The organism is Candidatus Pantoea formicae, from assembly GCF_011752625.1.
GTDB classification, from domain to species: domain Bacteria; phylum Pseudomonadota; class Gammaproteobacteria; order Enterobacterales; family Enterobacteriaceae; genus Pantoea; species Pantoea formicae.
Genome location: NZ_VWXD01000008.1, coordinates 40,925 through 57,069, shown reverse-complemented (window position 1 = coordinate 57,069; position 16,145 = coordinate 40,925). Strand labels below are relative to the sequence as shown.

Annotated in this window: 18 protein-coding genes and 1 pseudogene; 8 read left to right on the top strand and 11 right to left on the bottom strand. The window is 51.5% G+C overall.

Annotated features, from left to right (window positions below; all coding sequences use genetic code 11):
- Positions 1-386: 386 nt before the first annotated feature.
- From F3J38_RS20565 to F3J38_RS20555, 3 genes and pseudogenes are all read right to left on the bottom strand, one after another.
- Positions 387-1,402, bottom strand: a pseudogene (locus tag F3J38_RS20565) (IS3 family transposase).
- A gap of 457 nt (positions 1,403-1,859) precedes the next feature.
- The gene (locus tag F3J38_RS20560; protein ID WP_167141446.1) at positions 1,860-3,089 is read right to left on the bottom strand and encodes an MFS transporter; all 1,230 of its coding nucleotides are present in this window, start codon (positions 3,087-3,089) and stop codon (positions 1,860-1,862) included.
- A 192-nt stretch (positions 3,090-3,281) separates the two neighbouring features.
- Complete coding sequence (locus tag F3J38_RS20555; protein WP_167141444.1) at positions 3,282-3,887, bottom strand: YoaK family protein; 606 nt, start codon at positions 3,885-3,887, stop codon at positions 3,282-3,284.
- Positions 3,888-5,577: 1,690 nt separating this feature from the next.
- On the opposite strand from F3J38_RS20555, the gene F3J38_RS20550 reads away from it, so the two are divergent.
- The 4 genes from F3J38_RS20550 (at position 5,578) to F3J38_RS20535 (ending at position 8,974) form a co-directional block, all read left to right on the top strand.
- A complete protein-coding gene (locus F3J38_RS20550) occupies positions 5,578-5,841 on the top strand; it encodes a hypothetical protein (RefSeq protein WP_167141442.1) in 264 nt (87 codons plus the stop codon).
- Positions 5,842-6,947: 1,106 nt separating this feature from the next.
- A complete protein-coding gene (locus F3J38_RS20545; protein ID WP_167141440.1) occupies positions 6,948-7,487 on the top strand; it encodes a VOC family protein in 540 nt (179 codons plus the stop codon).
- Between the two features lie 671 nt (positions 7,488-8,158).
- Positions 8,159-8,536, top strand: coding sequence for a hypothetical protein (locus tag F3J38_RS20540; RefSeq protein WP_205298353.1), 378 nt, complete (start codon positions 8,159-8,161; stop codon positions 8,534-8,536).
- A gap of 183 nt (positions 8,537-8,719) precedes the next feature.
- Positions 8,720-8,974: a biofilm development regulator YmgB/AriR family protein gene (locus F3J38_RS20535; protein WP_167141438.1), complete on the top strand. Its 255-nt coding sequence runs from the start codon at positions 8,720-8,722 to the stop codon at positions 8,972-8,974.
- A gap of 521 nt (positions 8,975-9,495) precedes the next feature.
- Here the strand turns inward: F3J38_RS20535 and F3J38_RS20530 are convergent.
- Together F3J38_RS20530 and F3J38_RS20525 are read right to left on the bottom strand one after the other, a co-directional pair.
- Positions 9,496-9,732, bottom strand: a complete 237-nt coding sequence (locus tag F3J38_RS20530) for a hypothetical protein (RefSeq protein ID WP_167141436.1) — start codon at positions 9,730-9,732, stop codon at positions 9,496-9,498.
- A 199-nt stretch (positions 9,733-9,931) separates the two neighbouring features.
- Entirely contained in the window at positions 9,932-10,192 is a 261-nt protein-coding gene (locus F3J38_RS20525; RefSeq protein ID WP_167141434.1) for a hypothetical protein, read from the bottom strand.
- A gap of 569 nt (positions 10,193-10,761) precedes the next feature.
- On the opposite strand from F3J38_RS20525, the gene F3J38_RS20520 reads away from it, so the two are divergent.
- On the top strand, positions 10,762-11,922 hold the full coding sequence (locus F3J38_RS20520) for a diguanylate phosphodiesterase (RefSeq protein WP_167141432.1): 1,161 nt from the start codon (positions 10,762-10,764) through the stop codon (positions 11,920-11,922).
- 38 nt (positions 11,923-11,960) lie between these two features.
- Here F3J38_RS20520 and F3J38_RS20515 read toward each other — a convergent pair whose 3' ends face one another.
- On the bottom strand, positions 11,961-12,263 hold the full coding sequence (locus F3J38_RS20515; protein ID WP_167141430.1) for a hypothetical protein: 303 nt from the start codon (positions 12,261-12,263) through the stop codon (positions 11,961-11,963).
- A gap of 240 nt (positions 12,264-12,503) precedes the next feature.
- Here F3J38_RS20515 and F3J38_RS20510 point away from each other — a divergent pair, with 240 nt between their 5' ends.
- From F3J38_RS20510 to F3J38_RS20500, 3 genes are all read left to right on the top strand, one after another.
- On the top strand, positions 12,504-12,809 hold the full coding sequence (locus F3J38_RS20510) for a hypothetical protein (RefSeq protein WP_205298352.1): 306 nt from the start codon (positions 12,504-12,506) through the stop codon (positions 12,807-12,809).
- 117 nt (positions 12,810-12,926) lie between these two features.
- Positions 12,927-13,187, top strand: coding sequence for a hypothetical protein (locus F3J38_RS20505; RefSeq protein WP_167141428.1), 261 nt, complete (start codon positions 12,927-12,929; stop codon positions 13,185-13,187).
- 78 nt (positions 13,188-13,265) lie between these two features.
- Entirely contained in the window at positions 13,266-13,463 is a 198-nt protein-coding gene (locus tag F3J38_RS20500) for a hypothetical protein (protein WP_045834441.1), read from the top strand.
- Between the two features lie 216 nt (positions 13,464-13,679).
- Here the strand turns inward: F3J38_RS20500 and F3J38_RS20495 are convergent, their stop codons facing one another.
- From F3J38_RS20495 to F3J38_RS20475, 5 genes are all read right to left on the bottom strand, one after another.
- Positions 13,680-13,946 (bottom strand): biofilm/acid-resistance regulator YmgB/AriR, encoded by a 267-nt coding sequence (locus F3J38_RS20495; RefSeq protein ID WP_167141426.1) that lies wholly within the window; start codon positions 13,944-13,946, stop codon positions 13,680-13,682.
- Between the two features lie 148 nt (positions 13,947-14,094).
- The gene (locus F3J38_RS20490; protein ID WP_167141424.1) at positions 14,095-14,367 is read right to left on the bottom strand and encodes a hypothetical protein; all 273 of its coding nucleotides are present in this window, start codon (positions 14,365-14,367) and stop codon (positions 14,095-14,097) included.
- Positions 14,368-14,471: 104 nt separating this feature from the next.
- Positions 14,472-14,714, bottom strand: a complete 243-nt coding sequence (gene ycgZ, locus F3J38_RS20485; protein ID WP_167141422.1) for a regulatory protein YcgZ — start codon at positions 14,712-14,714, stop codon at positions 14,472-14,474.
- A gap of 278 nt (positions 14,715-14,992) precedes the next feature.
- A complete protein-coding gene (locus F3J38_RS20480) occupies positions 14,993-15,247 on the bottom strand; it encodes a hypothetical protein (RefSeq protein ID WP_167141420.1) in 255 nt (84 codons plus the stop codon).
- A gap of 475 nt (positions 15,248-15,722) precedes the next feature.
- Positions 15,723-15,905 (bottom strand): con-10 family general stress protein, encoded by a 183-nt coding sequence (locus F3J38_RS20475; RefSeq protein ID WP_045816983.1) that lies wholly within the window; start codon positions 15,903-15,905, stop codon positions 15,723-15,725.
- Between the last annotated feature and the right edge of the window lie 240 nt (positions 15,906-16,145).

Sequence of the window (16,145 nt, the reverse complement as noted above, 5' to 3'; positions counted from 1 at the left end):
TGCAGAATTCACCTGTGGATTGTTGGCTAATGTCGGGATCATGTTTCTGATACCTGAACCATTAGACACGTGACAGGCATTACATTGCGATTTACGAAACATGGGATGTAAGAAACCACTTTACATGACGCATGAGAAATATGGCCGTACGACATTAGCGTTTGGGAGTAACAATCAAATTACGCATAATGATATTTATATATAATTATCAGTATGTTATATAAATTCGTGAAACGGATGTTATGTTGAATGGTAAGTCTGTTGTGCGCTTTTGTGACCTGTTCTCCGTTGATTAGTACGCCGTGAGGTTATTAATGTCTTCATATTGACCCTGACCCCGAATATGATCCATGCATAATCAGGAATAACCGGCTTCAGGTTGGTTGCTAATTCTGGCAACCGGCAGATTTTTCGGCGAATTCAGATGGAGTCATCCACCCTAGCACAGAATGGGGACGACTCTGGTTATAGTGTATGCGCCAAGCCTAGATTTTGCTCCGGGCATCCTCTATGTACATTAACCAGTTCTCGTTCAGACAATCCTGACGCAACCTGCCGTTGAATGATTCCACCGTGCCATTATCCGTGGGCGTACCTGGCCCTGAGAAGTCAATCCGGATATCACGTTCGTATACCCACTTATCCAGCATTTTTCCCGAAAATTCAGAGCCATTATCAGTTTTCAAAAGATGCGGTAACGGACGTCTCAACGCGATGATATTCGGCATCTCTGCTACTTCTGAAGAGCGCAGGTTCTGACCCAAGCAGATCCCCAGACATTCGCGCGTGTAGAGATCGATTATCGTCAGCAGGCGAAGCTGCAGACCGTCAAACAGCGCATCTGAGACAAAATCCATCCCCCATACGTGATTGGGATACAGCCCCTGCGGCTGGGGCTGACGTTTCAGCACAGATTTATTGCAGTGGGGGCATTTTAGCCGCAGCGATAGTCCCTGCTCGCGGTAAAGCCGGTAAATACGCTTGTGATTATCGCGCCAGCCTTGCCGTTTAAACATGACGTGAATCCTGCGGTAGCCATAGTGGACGCGGGTTTCGGTTATCTCCCTGATGCACAGCGCGAAGCATACCTGTCTTTCACTGGAAGTCCCTAACCCACTCGCGCAGGCGTGCCAGCGACAGCTCTTTTTTGCCAGCACGTCCTGCAGAATGGACTTGTCGAGGCTCAGATCGGCAACCAGCTTCTTCAGGCGTAGGTCTTCCTCTTCGAGCTACCGCATATGCTTCAGTTCAGAAGGAGAAATCCCGCCGTACTTTTTGCGACAGGTGTAAACGTGGCATCGGAGATGCTCAGCTTGCGGCAGACTTCCGGTACGGGCGTACCCAGCTCAGCCTGCTTCAGGGCAAAGACAATCTGCTCTTCGGTGAATCGTGACTTTTTCATCGGCACAACCTCCGCTCGGGGGGTGAATATCATGCCGAAAATCTATTTCTCAATGGAGCAGAATTTCGAGGCAGGGTCAACCAGCGCCAGCGCGGGCTATGACAGGGCATCATTTAACAGAGAAAAACAGAATTTTTACTCGAATGTTTGGGAGCATGCTGCAAAGGAGGAATCGCAGGTCTGGCCTTTCAGGAGAAAGTCAGTCTGCTGGAAAGGCAGGGGCAAAGCATGATCAATCAGATGACAGCTCTTGAAGCAAGTTAATAGCCCCGGTACTAACGGCATAATTCATCGGAGGAATGACAGACATTCTCCGGCTGAAAAAGATCAGGCGGGCTGCGCAGACAGAGCTCCGACCAGCACTCTCCATCCTGAGTAGGAGACCCTTGCATGAATCCTCGTTGGCCGACAGATACACGCCTCCGAATTTTGCAGCAAATACGAGGCCAAGCGCGGGTCAGGTTTCTTGTCCGGACAGAGATTCCGGCACAACTGTCGTCAGCAGTGATGCACGCTGCCCCCCCACCCAGATGATTAGCGCAAGCACGGCCATCGCACCCATCACGGCAAACGCGGCGGAGTAAGAGTAGTGTGAAATCAGCGTGCCCGTCATGGCCGGGCTTAGGGCAGCGCCGGCTCCCTGCATAAGCAGCATAAAGCTCTGGCCGGCATTGGTGTGCCCTTTACCGTCAAGCACCCTGACCACAAAGCCCGGCACGGCAACTCCGAGAAGCCCGGCCGCCATCCCGTCTAGTATCTGGATAGCGGGCATGAACGCTATGCCGTTGCCGAGGGAAGCCACCGCAGCCCGAATGGGCAGGATACAAAGGGCCGCAGTGATGAGAGGAAGGTAGCCCGTGTTCTGCGCCCGGCGCGCGGCGTAAAGCGCGACCGGAATCATCACTGCCTGTGAAATAATCACGGTGGCCGCGGCAAACACGCCCGGGTTTATTCCCGCCTCAGGTGAAGCAGCCACCCGGACGCTCAGCATGGGCAGTAGAGCCGCGTTGCCCAGATGAAACAGCAGAACCGTAATGCCGCCGATGAGCAGCGCGGGCTCACGGAGGAGCACAGAAAGGCGCGGAAGGGCTGCGTTGCCGGAGTCCGCATTCATCCCGCGGGCAAGCCGGTTATCAACGTCGCGCTCACGGATCCCCATAACACAGGCCGTGGCCAGCAGGGCCATGACCGTCATCAGCACAAAAACGGCCCCGGTTCCCCAGTACCAGACAGAGGCCCCTGCCACCACGGCCGCCGTCATGTTTCCCGCGTGATTGAACGCTTCGTTCCTCCCCGTCTGATGGCCAAACTTTTCGGGCCCCGTCAGGCCCAGCGTCATGGCGGTCATCAGGGGAGCAATGAACGCGGCCGCCAGCCCGGTCATAACCTGAGAGACCACCGTCACGGCAGGTCCGGGAAAATACCAGAGCATGATCGTCGCCAGAATAACGGTCAGGGTGCCGGTGACCAGCATCTGCCGTTTGTTTCTAACCGCGTCTGCTGCCAAGCCCGCCGGTAAAGTGACAAGCAGGCTGGCCACGCCTGCTGACGTCATTACCCAGCCTATGGACTCCGGCTCCCAGTGATGCTCAGTCATAAAGATCCCCAGAAACGGCCCTAGGCCGTCCCTAACGTCTGCCATAAAAAAATTTACCAAGCAAAGAGCCTGAAGCGAGCGCAGTGACATAATTTCCCCGGAAAGATAAGCAGGTAGACTCAAAGATGGCAGATAAAAGGACTTTCAGCAGGTGCCTGCGCGATCCATCGCATTCCCTGACTGGTGCTCAATCGTCTGACGGAGCGGCCCGTGTATCCAGAGTGATAAACTGTCAGGGGGCTTTTATCTGCACGTGACCGCACTCTCTGAATGTGCCGGCCGCTACCTGAAACGCCATCCGGTCCGATGCAGCGTGCGGACAATGCCACCGAGCGCGGTGAGGATGAGTAGGCCGGCCAGCCCCGCCATGGCGCTGAAGCCAAACCGGAAAAAGAGAAAATAGCCGGCCACGCATCCCGACAGGAATGAGACGATGGTCACGAGGTGCGTGCAGAGCAGCGCCCGGTGCACGGGCGCGTCGGTCGCCTCGCGCCGGCTCACCGACGCCCGGAGCCAGGAGCCCAGCGCCATACCGGCATCGGTCAGGGTCCCGGTCACGTGCGTTGACCTGACCCGCCCGCCGGAAAGCTGCGTAGAGGTGGCGTTATGCAGGCCCATCAGCAGCGCGAGCGTGACCAGCACCTCGCCGTTGTTGCGGACGCTGTACCAGCGGATTTCAACCAGCGAGGTGGCCAGCAGCAGCGCGCCCTCACACAGCAGTACCAGGCAGAATACCGTGCGCACGTTACGCCGCAGCCCGAAGGCCACGGCGAGGCGCGCCAGCGTGGCGCCCGTCACGAAGGCCAGGATCAGCACCGCCAGAAAAAGCAGGCCCAGCAGGTCCCAGCTTCCCACCTCAGCGGACGGCTGGGAGGTATTACCCATCATGTGAGAGGGGGAGGAAGCTAAATGCGCCGAAGGCCATGCTTGCTCATCCACCAAAGGGTAAACCCCGTTAGAGGTTTCATCTGATGGCCACCAGTCAGACACACTCACACGCAAGGTCTATAGAAGTGTTGCTAGCGATTCGCTTCTTGCCATATGGACTGAAGCAAAAGAATTTGTACCAGATAGCGTGTTTAATAACGTCAAATTTAGTTATCTGGATGACCTAGCTGACTACCCTGGATTTGGCGAAGCAATGGTGGCGGCGGGGTGGGCGAAGTACGACAAAAAGGGGGAAACGCATAACGCTTTATGGCCCAAATAACGACGCCAAGGATGGTGTTGTAAAAAAGTCTCTTGGTGCTATTCGACAGTAGAAATACAGGCAGATGCAACGTTTAAGGAAACTGATGGCCCTCTCAACTATGGTCGTCTGGTGAAAGCATGGGCCAAAGTATGATCCGGGAACTACCACTGTTGAATTCACTTATGATGAGACAGGTGCTGTAACGTCACTAGGTTCAATCATCATTGACGGGGTTGAGAGGAAGGTGATGATGAGCAAACCTGAACGTCTGTTTGAAGGCCAACGGCAGTCAATACAATGCGTTACGATAGAAGTTTCATCCGTCACTACGAGCGTGACGCACCCCTAACGCTTGATGCTTCAGGGGGCACTCGGGGCATAATGCAGCCCGTAACGCATCCAGAATCGCACCCCGAAACGCGATACGCCTCTGAGGCCCTCGCTTGTGTTATACCTTCGCGCGCGCACACCCATTTTAGTTTTTTAAGATCTAAGACACTAAAATCAAAACATAAAACAACACACAACGCGCGCGAGGAAAATTTTGGGCCTGTGGATAAATCCAACCCAGTGAGCCGAAGCGTCCTGAGGCCGGGTGGGGCAAACAGCCAGAACTCCTCGCCGGAAAAATCATCTTCGTCAAAAATAAAAACCCCCACTCAGTGCTCCAGACCTCGAAGTGATGCTCAACTTGACCCAATCCGTTACGCACTGGCGTAACGGTCCTACTGCAACCTGTGTGACCATTAAACCACCCACACAGCAACCGCTTCGTAGCTATACGAACAATCCTGTTCAACCCAAAAAGTTCAGGCTCGATAGTGCCTTGATACCGTCCGAGAAGTTCCTCGAAAACACACAGTATATTGGGATTCCACTGAACCACGAAGCCACTGATTTTGAAATTGCTTAGTTCGTAATTTACTGGGCGGAAGAGGGCGTGTAGCACACACAGAAGCAGTGGGAGACGAAGCTCGCACGGTTCATAGGGAGGGGCGAAAGCGGGTTCCGTCAAGGCCTTCACGACGACAGGATTTCACAGTGGTATTGGATACTGACTATGCGATACCAGAAGTATTTCGTGGTGCTTGATTAACTTCTGAGGACGATACACATACTATTTCAGAAACTAGGGATTGGTTTGCATCTAACTTACTAGATTGGCGGGTAATGACTAACAACCTGAACTCTATGTGGGTAATTCGATAACACATTATTGACGGCATGGAGCCGGGTGACGTGTCATGTAGTAAAGCTACCAACAAGAAAACAAGACGGCTAAAAAGGGAGATAGTCTGACTCAATAAGTTCAGACATTACTCTACCATTCTGGCCTTATTCGACTATGTTATTCATCAATACCACACTGCTTTAGGGAGGGATACCATGCCAGAGTATTGTTTTTTTAAAAAAGGGGATCATGTGAACGTATTGGAGAAAAATGATGCCAGTGGAGCTGCCTGTCTGAGGGAATGGGGATACGCAAAGCAATCTGAAGAATTAAACGCTCCGAATACACATTGTGCGCTGGCACGGTTTCATCACATTCATAATGAAGAACGTTCCAGCAAATACGCTTTTTCGAGTGAAGCGGCGTTCCTGGCACTGATTGTCGGCCTGATCGCAGTAATGGACTGGCTTTTTCTTTAAATGACGATTAGTTCAGACATGGCCGATCACGTAACACTGAAAATTTTCGCCGTAGTATCCGCGATAGCGTTCATCTGGCTAGAACTCAGGCCAAATAAAAGATAACAGAATCCAGAACCGGCTATTGCGCAGGCTGATGAACGCGAACGGCCTTCATGGTGCTATCCAGGATGGGCCGTCCGAACGATACAGTTCCTGCTTAGTGTCTGTCTGTTTTGGATGTTAATCAGATACATACAGATTTAGTCACAATGATTTGCCATAACTTCTTCAGCACACGTTAGCTATCCTTTCTATGAAATATAAAAGCCTCACTTTCAGCGGTTTGAACAACAGAAAACCATTAACAATTTAATGTGCAATGCGCAGGCTGCAATATGAGCCTGCACACATATGGCATGGGGGGAATTGTGTAAATTCTCAAGCCCGTCGCAAAGCTCGAGCAAAAAAAGCTCACAATTGGGTGCCGAATTAATGCAATGGATTCATTCATCAAGTACCAGATAAAGCACAATATGGCTACCAGGCTTTCTGCAGGTAAATAAGCGCAGCCAAACTCATTTTTTTTTCGAGGATGCCGGGCATCATACTCGAAAATAAATGTGAGCTTATTAAACTAAGCGCCACTTGCTACGGGAGTACCCTGATGATAAAACAGAGCCCACAGGCCTTTTTCCGAACGTATCCAGTATGAGGAACGTAACACAGGGCGACTACCGTCAGCATCAGACGTACGGTAAAGTAGTATTGCGTTACCTCTACCCATTATGTTTAGCCGGAAATCGCTGCTTAAGATTGGACTTGCAGTTTTCTCGCTCAATAGCGACATGATCGTGTCTGAGCGATTGACCATCATGCCTGATCGTATAATCTCCCGGAATTCAGGGTGAAGAAGATGCTCGAGCCAATCCCGGTCATTGCGTTTGTCACCGTTAAGGCTGCATTCAAGCAACCTGAGCTTTTCAAGAAGCATTTATTGACCTCAAATGATTGGCTAAACATTTTCTTTTGCATAAAAGTGCTGTCATTGACTTATGGTGCCGATCACTGGGCAGAAAGGTACTACTCTCAGTAGGGGTTATCCGAATTCTAACTGGAGGATATGTATGGAGAATATACCGACGCACGCGCCAAGCAGGGGCATAAACCATGTAGGACTTACCGTTCCAGACTTGCAAAAGGCAACGGATTTTTTACAGAAGGCGCTGGAAGCACAGTTTGTTTATGACGGCCTGACAGACAATGATGATCCACGAAAGGGGGCGGATACAGAGAAACAATTGGGTTTAAGCTCTGGTTCTATGATTATCAAGCAGCGCCTGTTACGGATTGGTAATGGTCCAAATATTGAACTTTTTGAGATAAAAAGTGAACAACAAGAGCAACCCGTAAGGTTGCAGGATATTGGCTGGAATCACATCTCTCTTTACGTGGACGATATAAATTATGCGGTTGAAAGGGTCAAAGCTGCGGGAGGAAGGTTCCTTTCAGAAATACATGGAAACTCGCGTCATGAAGATACAGAAAATAATGCCAGCGTATACTTTCAGACTCCATGGGGCAGCCTGATTGAACTGCAATCCATCCCTAATGGCTATTATTATCCTGATGATAGCGAAGCAGAGACATGGATACCTGCACCGTAGATAACATTTCAGGTAAGGGTATTTGAGTAAAGCAGCTCCCATTACCACATTATGTACATGATAGCTGGCAAAGACTCATACCTGGCTGAATGACAGACTTTGTCAGCTACATTGACGGCTTTGCCGGCTTTCGCCAAAAGATACCTCACCTGAATTTTAAGCTCAGATCAAATAGAGCTTTGGCCCTGACCCCACCGTAACCCGTAGTTAGAGGAGCCTGAATTTTATTTCAATATTATTAAGGACGTATGAGGTCAACTAATCCATGAATTGCTATTTCATCATGGGAGTTAGCGTTATTCTGCTACAGGAAAATTTTGAATTATTACGAGAGTTCAATCTCATCATAAATGATGCAAGGCATCAAATTCAGTAGCTTACGCTAGCCCTCTGTAATTTGTGTTACTTAATGTCGTAAATGAGTGTGATACAATAAAAAACTTTAAACCTCTTCACGCCTACCCTTTTTGCAGATGAGCAATAATATGGATTCATGGATTCTAAAACAATTCTATTTTTCAGAAAGTTATGGATGTTAGGTTAGGCTCCATCATTTGAGTTGCATCCTTAAATAGACATAACCTATCGTGCAAATATGATGATTAAATAAGTCGATGCTATAATAATTATGTGGTGCTGAAACTTTTCAACTTATTTAGCGAGATATAAACGTGTTGTACAGCGAAGAAATGACCGGTCACGCAATTATTGGTGAAGCAGCTGTCAATCTTGCCGTGCGTGAACAGGATACAACCGTCGATGCGCTTATCTCAGAATTGTCCTCGATGCTCCAGGCCGATAGTAGTCACTTAAGAGAGCTGTCTATTAAGGGAGCCATCAAGTGGTTGCGCGAACACCTTAGTGTTAGCGCTAAACCAACTGGCAAAGATAACTGGATGTTGACTGATGCAGGCCATTCAGGCTCAGCTTCGCAGGATAGTACCATCCGCCTGTTGGCGGATGACGATGACGTGCGTAAACAACATATTGTGGCGGCAGGTAAGTTCATGCCTGTCGCCTTAGTATTTTTGGGAACCAGGGTTTTATGAACCTGTTTCACCATCCATTCTGAATCTTCGCCTGCTTAGCCCGCGATATTTTTTTTGCCATATACTTCACCCACACAGGCAGAGATTAGTGGTTGCAGGGCGATAATGCGTAAACTCTCTTATCCCGCCAACGCGCAATAAAAGCCAACGAACAACGTACGAGCAGTCAGAGATCATCACAGCATGAGAGAAACCAATACGGTTGCAAACATACAAGCATACCTTCTGGTAAAAGGTGACCGTTACGCATTACAGAAAGAAGCGCTGGACGAGATGGTCCACAGCCTCATTAACTGGGGGACGCCGGTGAATAATAAAACCCTGATGCGGCATATCATGAACCAGCTCATGGCTGAAAATAACGCTGAAAAGCAGGAAACCCTGCGCGTCCTGCTTCAACTGGTTGTGGGATATAACCGGAACGGCCCAGGTGTCTGAATGCGGCCTGCGCCGCATAATTTCAGTTTAGTTTTTTTGCCAGTAATCTAATGGCTCGCTCACAGGAGTCGCGCATTAATTTGTCCGGGGTGGACTCCTTCAGGCGCCAGAGGGCAGCGATGAGTTCATGCACATGTACAGCCCCATCTGGGCGCAGCAGTTGTTTCAGAGCGACCGCCACAGCCTGGTGCATAAGGTCCTCTAATTCATTTCCGTTTTTCAGAAGCGCTCCGCTTATTGGGGATATATACAGTATATCGCGATAAGCGGTGCTGATAAACATGCGCGGAAAAAAGCCTGATGGCGGTTTAATCAGTAAAGGGTCCCACGGTCAGGTAGCATATTCTTATCGCCGCCAGGTGCCTCATCTTCGTAACCTGGCAGCGTTTTAGCTGCATCATGAATGCAATGGCATGAAATGGTCATTTCCAGGACCTATAAATAGCTAACGTTGAGTTGAGGTGCAATGCTTTACCGAGTGTAAATAATTATCCGAAATGTGGCTTAAAAATTAAGAAGGTTTATCGCGCGTGAAGTGTTAGCCCATTGTCACGCGTATCGGACATGCTGTCATCGATGCACAGACGACAGATGGAGGCCCATACATTCATACGCTGCGATGCGATCTGATAAGCGTGCCGGTAGGTGAGGGCAGATCCCAGAAACTTACGTTCCGGATGATCTTCCAGACATACGCATCCTCTGGCGTGTAACTGGTACTGCTGTCCAGTGTTGAGAAGGTAATAAAACTGGGACATACACTGTTTCCTTCTGATTAAAGCAGATACTGTATGTGTGGAAATCAGGCAGTGGAATTAATTTTTAAGCGAGATAAGCCTGTAATTCCAGGAAGGTGTCATCCCTGACAAGTTCTCCGGCCGGTTTACGCCTTGGCGATACCGGTGAGGTCATCTTCTTCGTCGTCTTCCGGCCAGAGCCGGACTACGTCCTTTGGCGTCAGTTCTTCTCGTCGTTCAGGTCTGCAAAGGTCTGCAGGTACGGCAGGTACCGGACGGCCTGATCCGGCTCATGGAAGCTTTTCAGCCAGCTTCTGGCTTCCGATATTTCCGTGAGCCTGTTATCGCTACCGCCGGCTTGCGCCATGTGCCCGAGTTCGGCAATAAGCGAATGCACACTTATCTCCTTTTCACCCAGAGCAAGGCTTAATGCCGCTTCGCCAATAATGACGTGCCCTTTCCCGTCGTGATGATTAGACAAATTAACTACCTCCGTTTCACGTTGATGACAGCCTCACGTCACACTGTAGTCGCAGATGGTAATATTGCCCGTAGGATATTCTGAAAAAAGGCATATTCGTAATAATTTGTATCAATTACTGAAAGAGTTAGACCCCTTGAGCAACAAAATCTACTTAAGGGATCCGCTAAGAATTAACCATGACCTGATGAAAAAGTTTTGCTGACAAACAAATCAGGCTGTTCCATCTATCAGATATTGCCTGCGTAATTATTAGCATGCTGGCCATGGCCCTGTGCCTTTCGCGGCGCTCAGGGCGAGTGCTGTTTATTCGCACTTGGGGTAAATGTTTGTCGTAGGCACTCAAATTGACAGTTATTACTTGGTGTACAGATGCTTTGCTTTTGTACCCGATAAATTCGCAGAGCGTGGCACCAGCATGATTTGACAGCAGAGTCAGGAACAAACGGGGTTAAGGATGTCTTTTCGATGCAATCGCCGAGTGTTGAGAGTGACTGCCGGTCCGGTTTGAGAATGGTCAGCCAACTGCTATGGTGCCTGTGACAATCTGCGGTAATACGGAGCCAGAAATGCTTACAACAATTATTTACCGAAGCCATCTTGCCGATGAGATACCCATCAGCATCCTGCCGGGTATGGTGGAGAAAGCCAGCCTGCTCAATGCCCGGCATCAGGTCACGGGGATCCTACTCTTCAACGGCACGCACTTCTTCCAGATTCTTGAAGGCCCGGAGGAGGGCGTGCTGGACATCTATGGTCGCATCTGCGCTGACCGGCGTCACCACAATGTGGTTGAGCTTATGCGCGACTACTCACCATCGCGCCGCTTCGGCAACCATGGCATGGAGCTGTTTGACCTGCGCCTCCATGACAGCGGCAGTGTGCTGCAGGCGGTGCTTGACCGCGGCACGTCTAAATATCGTCTGACTTACGATGATCGGGGCCTGCAGTTCTTACGAACCTTCGTGGAAGCCCGGGAAAAGGAAAACTACTTCGAGGTTTTGCCTGCCGATTACTGGGACTTTGTGCCGGATGAAAATGGACCACCGTTCCCGGCGATGGGCGTCACCTTCCGCCCGGTTGTTGACCCGCTAGGGCGTGAAGTCACAGCCATTGAGGCCATACCCGATGATGCCCCGGACGGACTGACCGGCGAGGCGCTGTATGCCTATAACCTCTGCGTCGTCACAGAAGCGCTGAATAAGGCAGGCAGATCGTGTCCCGACGACATCATGCTATACGTCAGCATATTGCCCATGACGCTGGTTAACCTTCCGGATGCCGTCAGCCGGCTCATCAGCGCAATTGACCGCGCTGAGCTGGTGCCGCAGCAAATCATACTCGGCGTCAGTGAAACTGAGGTTATCTCTCAGCTGGAGCCATTCTCTCAGGCAGTGCGCCAACTGAAGCAGGCCGGTATCAGTATATCTATCGACAACTTTGGTGACGGGTCAGCCGGACTGTCCCTGCTGGCGCACGTTCAGCCGGACCGCGTGCGTATCGGCGCAGCGATCGTGCGCAATATTCACCGCAGCGGCCCGCGTCAGGCGGTGGTACACGCTGTGCTCCGTTGTTGTTCAGCGTTGGAGATTAATGTCATCGCAGCGGGTATCGAACAGCCGGAGGAGTGGATGTGGCTGGAGGCAGCTGGGGTAACTGATTTTCAGGGTGCCCTGTTCTCCGCAGAAGGCGCGGCCGTGGCCTGGCCGGAGACCCGCGAGGCCGTCTGAGCGCAGGAACGGAACAGGGGCCCGCGGGCCCCGTATGATTAACAGGACGCGGCACGGTGAGGCGCAAGCTGCGTGGCCATAACGGCCGCGGGCACATCAGCCTTTTCCTGCCGCAGGGTCCTGCCGCGGTTGGCCTTTTCAAGCCAGGTGCGGAAATGCGTCATCATGGCCGACGCATGCTGCGCATCCGGCGTGCGGTAAATCAGCAGCCGGCTTTTAGTCTGATTTGAGTAATCGATGGCATAAATCTCGATGCCGGCCTCGCGCTGCTCGCTTTCAATTGCTGTGAAATGCATGTCAGGCCAGCGGTTCACCTTCACCATAAATTCACTTAAAATCATTTTTCTTCGCCTTTTATTGTTTTAAAATCGGTACTCTTTTCACTGGTCTGCCCAGCGTAGAACTGGTTGCGGACTCTGCAAGCTGTCAGCACGGAATTAAGCGTAAAAATTTTGTAAAGGCAATCACTCAGCCCTCTTTCAGCGCCGCATATTTCTGCATCATGCGTAAGTGGGGCGTGTCCGGCAATACGCCGGCGGACTATCAGTGCAACAGGCAATAACGGACAGGGGGAAGCAGCGATGATCAGCGAAGACCGGCTCAGCCAAATCGCCAGTAATCCGGACAGCCATGACGCGGAAGTCGTAACGATGGCGCAGGAATTACTGCAGTTGCGTCGCTCACTGGGTGAGCCCTGGGCCGTTGTACAGCCGCTGGGCGAGCTTTACGTGGAGGATGGTAACGCGGCGATGATCTGGCCGGTTAGCCTGGCGGAGCGTGGCGACGTCTGTCTTTACCGCCTTGACAGGGGGGCATCGGCACCGAATATCACACCGTCCGCCTCTGAGCAGCGCGGCCTCAGAAAGAAAATACCGGCGCAGAAGTAAAATGCTTCCGGAGCACGTTATGTCGTTAAAGTTTTTGCAGGGCCTTTTATCTGGTCGTGTGCGGGCTGGTGCGGCTGTGGTAAGCTCTTCCCCCGAAACCTGCTGCCGGATAATCCTATGAAAAATGACTTTGAAGAAAAAATGGCCGACATCATGATTGGTGAGGCAGTCACGGCGCTGTTGGATGAAGAAGTGGCCATAAGCTGGGCGGCACTCACGGATCGCCTGCGGTCGGCCATTGAACATGAAACGGATGAAGATCGGATTCGCGCGGGTTTGCGTGCTATCGAAGAAGTACGGCGGGAAATGCGTCTTCGCGACGGTGAAAAGTCCGGATTGGGAAGGGCTGCCGGGCCAACAGAGCAGAAGCTACACTGACTTCTTAAGAGCTGCGTTATCTGGCACGGTGTATTTCTGCTATACTGTACGCTTATCCACCCTACGGACGGAGGTCATATGAATGATGACACCACCGCCGAAGATATCTACGCCGTTATCGGAACGGTCGTGGCGCGCCTTCTTAAGCCGGACCAGTATCTCACCCTTCACGAAATCACCAGCGCCCTGCACAGCATGGGCGAAGTGGCTGGCGCAGGCGTAATATGCGAAAGCTGCGACAAAGCCATCAGGCTGTTGGCTAAGCAGATGCACTGACCTTCAGATTCCTCCTGTTCTGACATACACCCTGGCGCACTGATGGTGACGTGCCACACTAAGAAGTGTGAAACTTTTAAACCGGGAGATGTCTGTGAAAGTCTGGATTGCTATAAGCCTTGTCGCCGCCGTCAGCTGCTCTGTATGGGCTTCGCAGGGGGGATTTGACTCCCCGTCTGCGATGGCCGCCGCGCACGTCAATCAGCAGAAGTAGCCTCAGAAGCCTTCGTCGTCTGGCGTTTTGCCCACTACGATCTCCAGCGCGCTGCGCAGTATGTCGAGCTCAACTACGTCTGAAGTGCTCTCAAGCTCGGCGATAAGGTAAAGAATGATTGCTTTGCTGGTCACCTTTTTACCGTGAATGACGATGTCGCGGATAACAGCATCCAGCACGGCAGTCTCTGCAGCCAGTGCGTCGCCGCCGCTGCGGAAGTGCTGAATGATGCTTGCTTCTGTAGAGGTGTGTTGTTCGTTTAGCTGCATGATTTTATCCGTCAGGCCCTGCGGGCAGAAGTGGCCAGGCTCAATGCCTGAAATAAAACGGCCACCCCCCTTGGGGGGCCGCATCCTGCGGGCGTCCTGCCTCTTTACAGTTAATACGGAAAGTCGTCCTTTAGTTAATCCGCTACAGTTAATTCTTACTGCTGCCGCCCGTGCCGTTCAAGGCGCCAAATGCCAGCACGGCGGCGTCGCGACTTTCACGCGACTGGTTAAACTCGCTCTTCACCTCGCCCAGCGCCAGGGCTATAGCTTCACGCCTTTCCGGGTTCGTCTCGTCGCTGTTCATAGCGCGAAGCTGCCGTGCCACGCCGTCTGCGCTGATGTGATCTTCGCTGCTCAGCAGCGCGACCACCGCCTCTCCCAGCACAACGTCGGCCAGACGAGTTAAATCTGCATTATTCATACCCGCATCTTCCGGTTCGTGCCTTCCGGGCAGGGTGGCAGGACGGGCATTCCGGGCGGTCCTGAATGCATGCTGCGGGCCTAGCCTCTTTACGCCGGGATAACTCAGCGTTCAAACAGCATGCCGATTAAAGTCTGGTAATGACGCTCTTCTTCCAGACTTGCTGCCACTTCAAGGCGGCGCAGCAGTTTGGTACAGATGGCCTTACGGTTAAGGTTCTTGCCTGCGCGCAGGATTTCGACGACAATCTGCCCCAGCGTTTCCTGCTGGGTCGGCGCCGATGCTTTGCTGAAGTAGTGCGCAATATCGCTGGCGGAGTCCGGGAATTTCGTAACGTTCTGACGCATGGTGAACCTCTCAATGGTTAAAATGTAGTCGGCTCTGTCTGACCGTAAAGTTATACAACCAAATCAAACTTGTACAGCAATTGTGTTGCTGTACAGCTTATGTTTTTTTGCAAAAAGTGCTAGGCGTTACTAAACAGTAACTTAGGTGAGTATCAGCGCGCGAATGATGAGCGGGTTAACGAAGGGGTTGTACAACAGTCAGAACAGCGTGCTCAGCTCAGGGGCCGGGGTACAGGAAAGAAGCCTGTCCGGTGCCACCGGACAGACGGGGGATGTCTTCAGTGCGCTGAGCCGCGGCCTGATGCGGTAATCCATCTCAGCTCGTCCCGGTTACCCGGTAATGACTCAAACCCGCGGAGCCAGCGTTTCGCCCCTCTTATCTGCACGCAGCGCGCAGGATTTTTCTCGGCGGCAGCCATCTCAGCCAACTCGCGGATAAGCGAGCCAACGGAAATGTCCGCATTATTCATCGCCAGATGAACTGCCGCTTCGCCAATAATCATCTGGTTCTGGTCATGGTCATTATCAGGCATGCTTTGCTCTCCCTCCGCTTCATTAAGGTATTTCAGTGTAGTCACTTAACGGACTGAAAACCGGTTCCGTTTATATAATTTCCGCGCATTATCCCGTCAGTCAGAATTACGCTCAGCCGCACAGCAATAAAAAACACCCTGAATTCAGATGCCTGACAGATTATCAGAGGTAAATATCGGAAAATACTGAATAAAACTTATGTGTAGTCTGAAATCGTTTTCATCCTGAGATGCAGACTGAGCATGTGAATGTTTCGGGATTTAATCTCAGAAGAGGATTTAACATGGCCTGAAAAATATGGATGATAAGCCTGCAGGTTACTGGCCATTAATATGCGCCACATATCATAAAAATCAGGGGGCAGGTTTCGTTGATTATTCTACTTCAACCTCAGAGATGATTTGGAAATGTATATTTCCTAATTAAGCGCGCCGGGATAAAATTTACTTCCGGCGCGCGTCCGGGTGGTTTTATTTAAACTTCAGGTTTTGGGCTCCGCCGGCTGATAAGTCCGCCTTTACGACCGGCCTCGCGCGCGCGATCGGGACAGTTTTTGAAGTTACCGCCGCTGGCGGCGCCGCCTTTGCTGCCCGCTTCAGAGGCGCGTGCCGGGTCGGCCGCAAAGTTTCCGGCTCCCCCGCGTCTTGCTGTTGTCATGATGTCTTCCTCAGATAAGAGTTGTCCTGTATTTCAGACGGTTATAGTGTGGCACGTCTGTACAGGGCTGCCCGCCTTCAGGAAACTTTTTTTCAGGACCATGATGGCGGACACGCAATACTGGGTGGCTGAATCTGAAATGCGGGCCCGCTGGACCCTCACGCTTGCGACTTCAGCGATATGCGCCAGGCTGTGTGTGCGGAACGGCGCGTGACATCCCTCCGGTGGAGAGTTGTTCTG

Bases quoted from the DNA above. Each gene is read 5' to 3' on its own strand.
- F3J38_RS20505 (WP_167141428.1), top strand. From the start codon at position 12,927: ATGAAAAATGACTTTGAAGAAAAAATGGCCGACATCATGATTGGTGAG.
- F3J38_RS20510 (WP_205298352.1), top strand. From the start codon at position 12,504: ATGATCAGCGAAGACCGGCTCAGCCAAATCGCCAGTAATCCGGACAGC.
- F3J38_RS20560 (WP_167141446.1), bottom strand. From the start codon at position 3,089: ATGTCACTGCGCTCGCTTCAGGCTCTTTGCTTGGTAAATTTTTTTATG.
- F3J38_RS20480 (WP_167141420.1), bottom strand. From the start codon at position 15,247: ATGCCTGATAATGACCATGACCAGAACCAGATGATTATTGGCGAAGCG.
- F3J38_RS20530 (WP_167141436.1), bottom strand. From the start codon at position 9,732: ATGTCCCAGTTTTATTACCTTCTCAACACTGGACAGCAGTACCAGTTA.
- ycgZ (WP_167141422.1), bottom strand. From the start codon at position 14,714: ATGCGTCAGAACGTTACGAAATTCCCGGACTCCGCCAGCGATATTGCG.
- F3J38_RS20535 (WP_167141438.1), top strand. From the start codon at position 8,720: ATGAGAGAAACCAATACGGTTGCAAACATACAAGCATACCTTCTGGTA.
- F3J38_RS20515 (WP_167141430.1), bottom strand. From the start codon at position 12,263: ATGATTTTAAGTGAATTTATGGTGAAGGTGAACCGCTGGCCTGACATG.
- F3J38_RS20545 (WP_167141440.1), top strand. From the start codon at position 6,948: ATGGAGAATATACCGACGCACGCGCCAAGCAGGGGCATAAACCATGTA.
- F3J38_RS20555 (WP_167141444.1), bottom strand. From the start codon at position 3,887: ATGATGGGTAATACCTCCCAGCCGTCCGCTGAGGTGGGAAGCTGGGAC.
- F3J38_RS20490 (WP_167141424.1), bottom strand. From the start codon at position 14,367: ATGAATAATGCAGATTTAACTCGTCTGGCCGACGTTGTGCTGGGAGAG.
- F3J38_RS20550 (WP_167141442.1), top strand. From the start codon at position 5,578: ATGCCAGAGTATTGTTTTTTTAAAAAAGGGGATCATGTGAACGTATTG.
- F3J38_RS20495 (WP_167141426.1), bottom strand. From the start codon at position 13,946: ATGCAGCTAAACGAACAACACACCTCTACAGAAGCAAGCATCATTCAG.
- F3J38_RS20500 (WP_045834441.1), top strand. From the start codon at position 13,266: ATGAATGATGACACCACCGCCGAAGATATCTACGCCGTTATCGGAACG.
- F3J38_RS20520 (WP_167141432.1), top strand. From the start codon at position 10,762: ATGCTTACAACAATTATTTACCGAAGCCATCTTGCCGATGAGATACCC.
- F3J38_RS20475 (WP_045816983.1), bottom strand. From the start codon at position 15,905: ATGACAACAGCAAGACGCGGGGGAGCCGGAAACTTTGCGGCCGACCCG.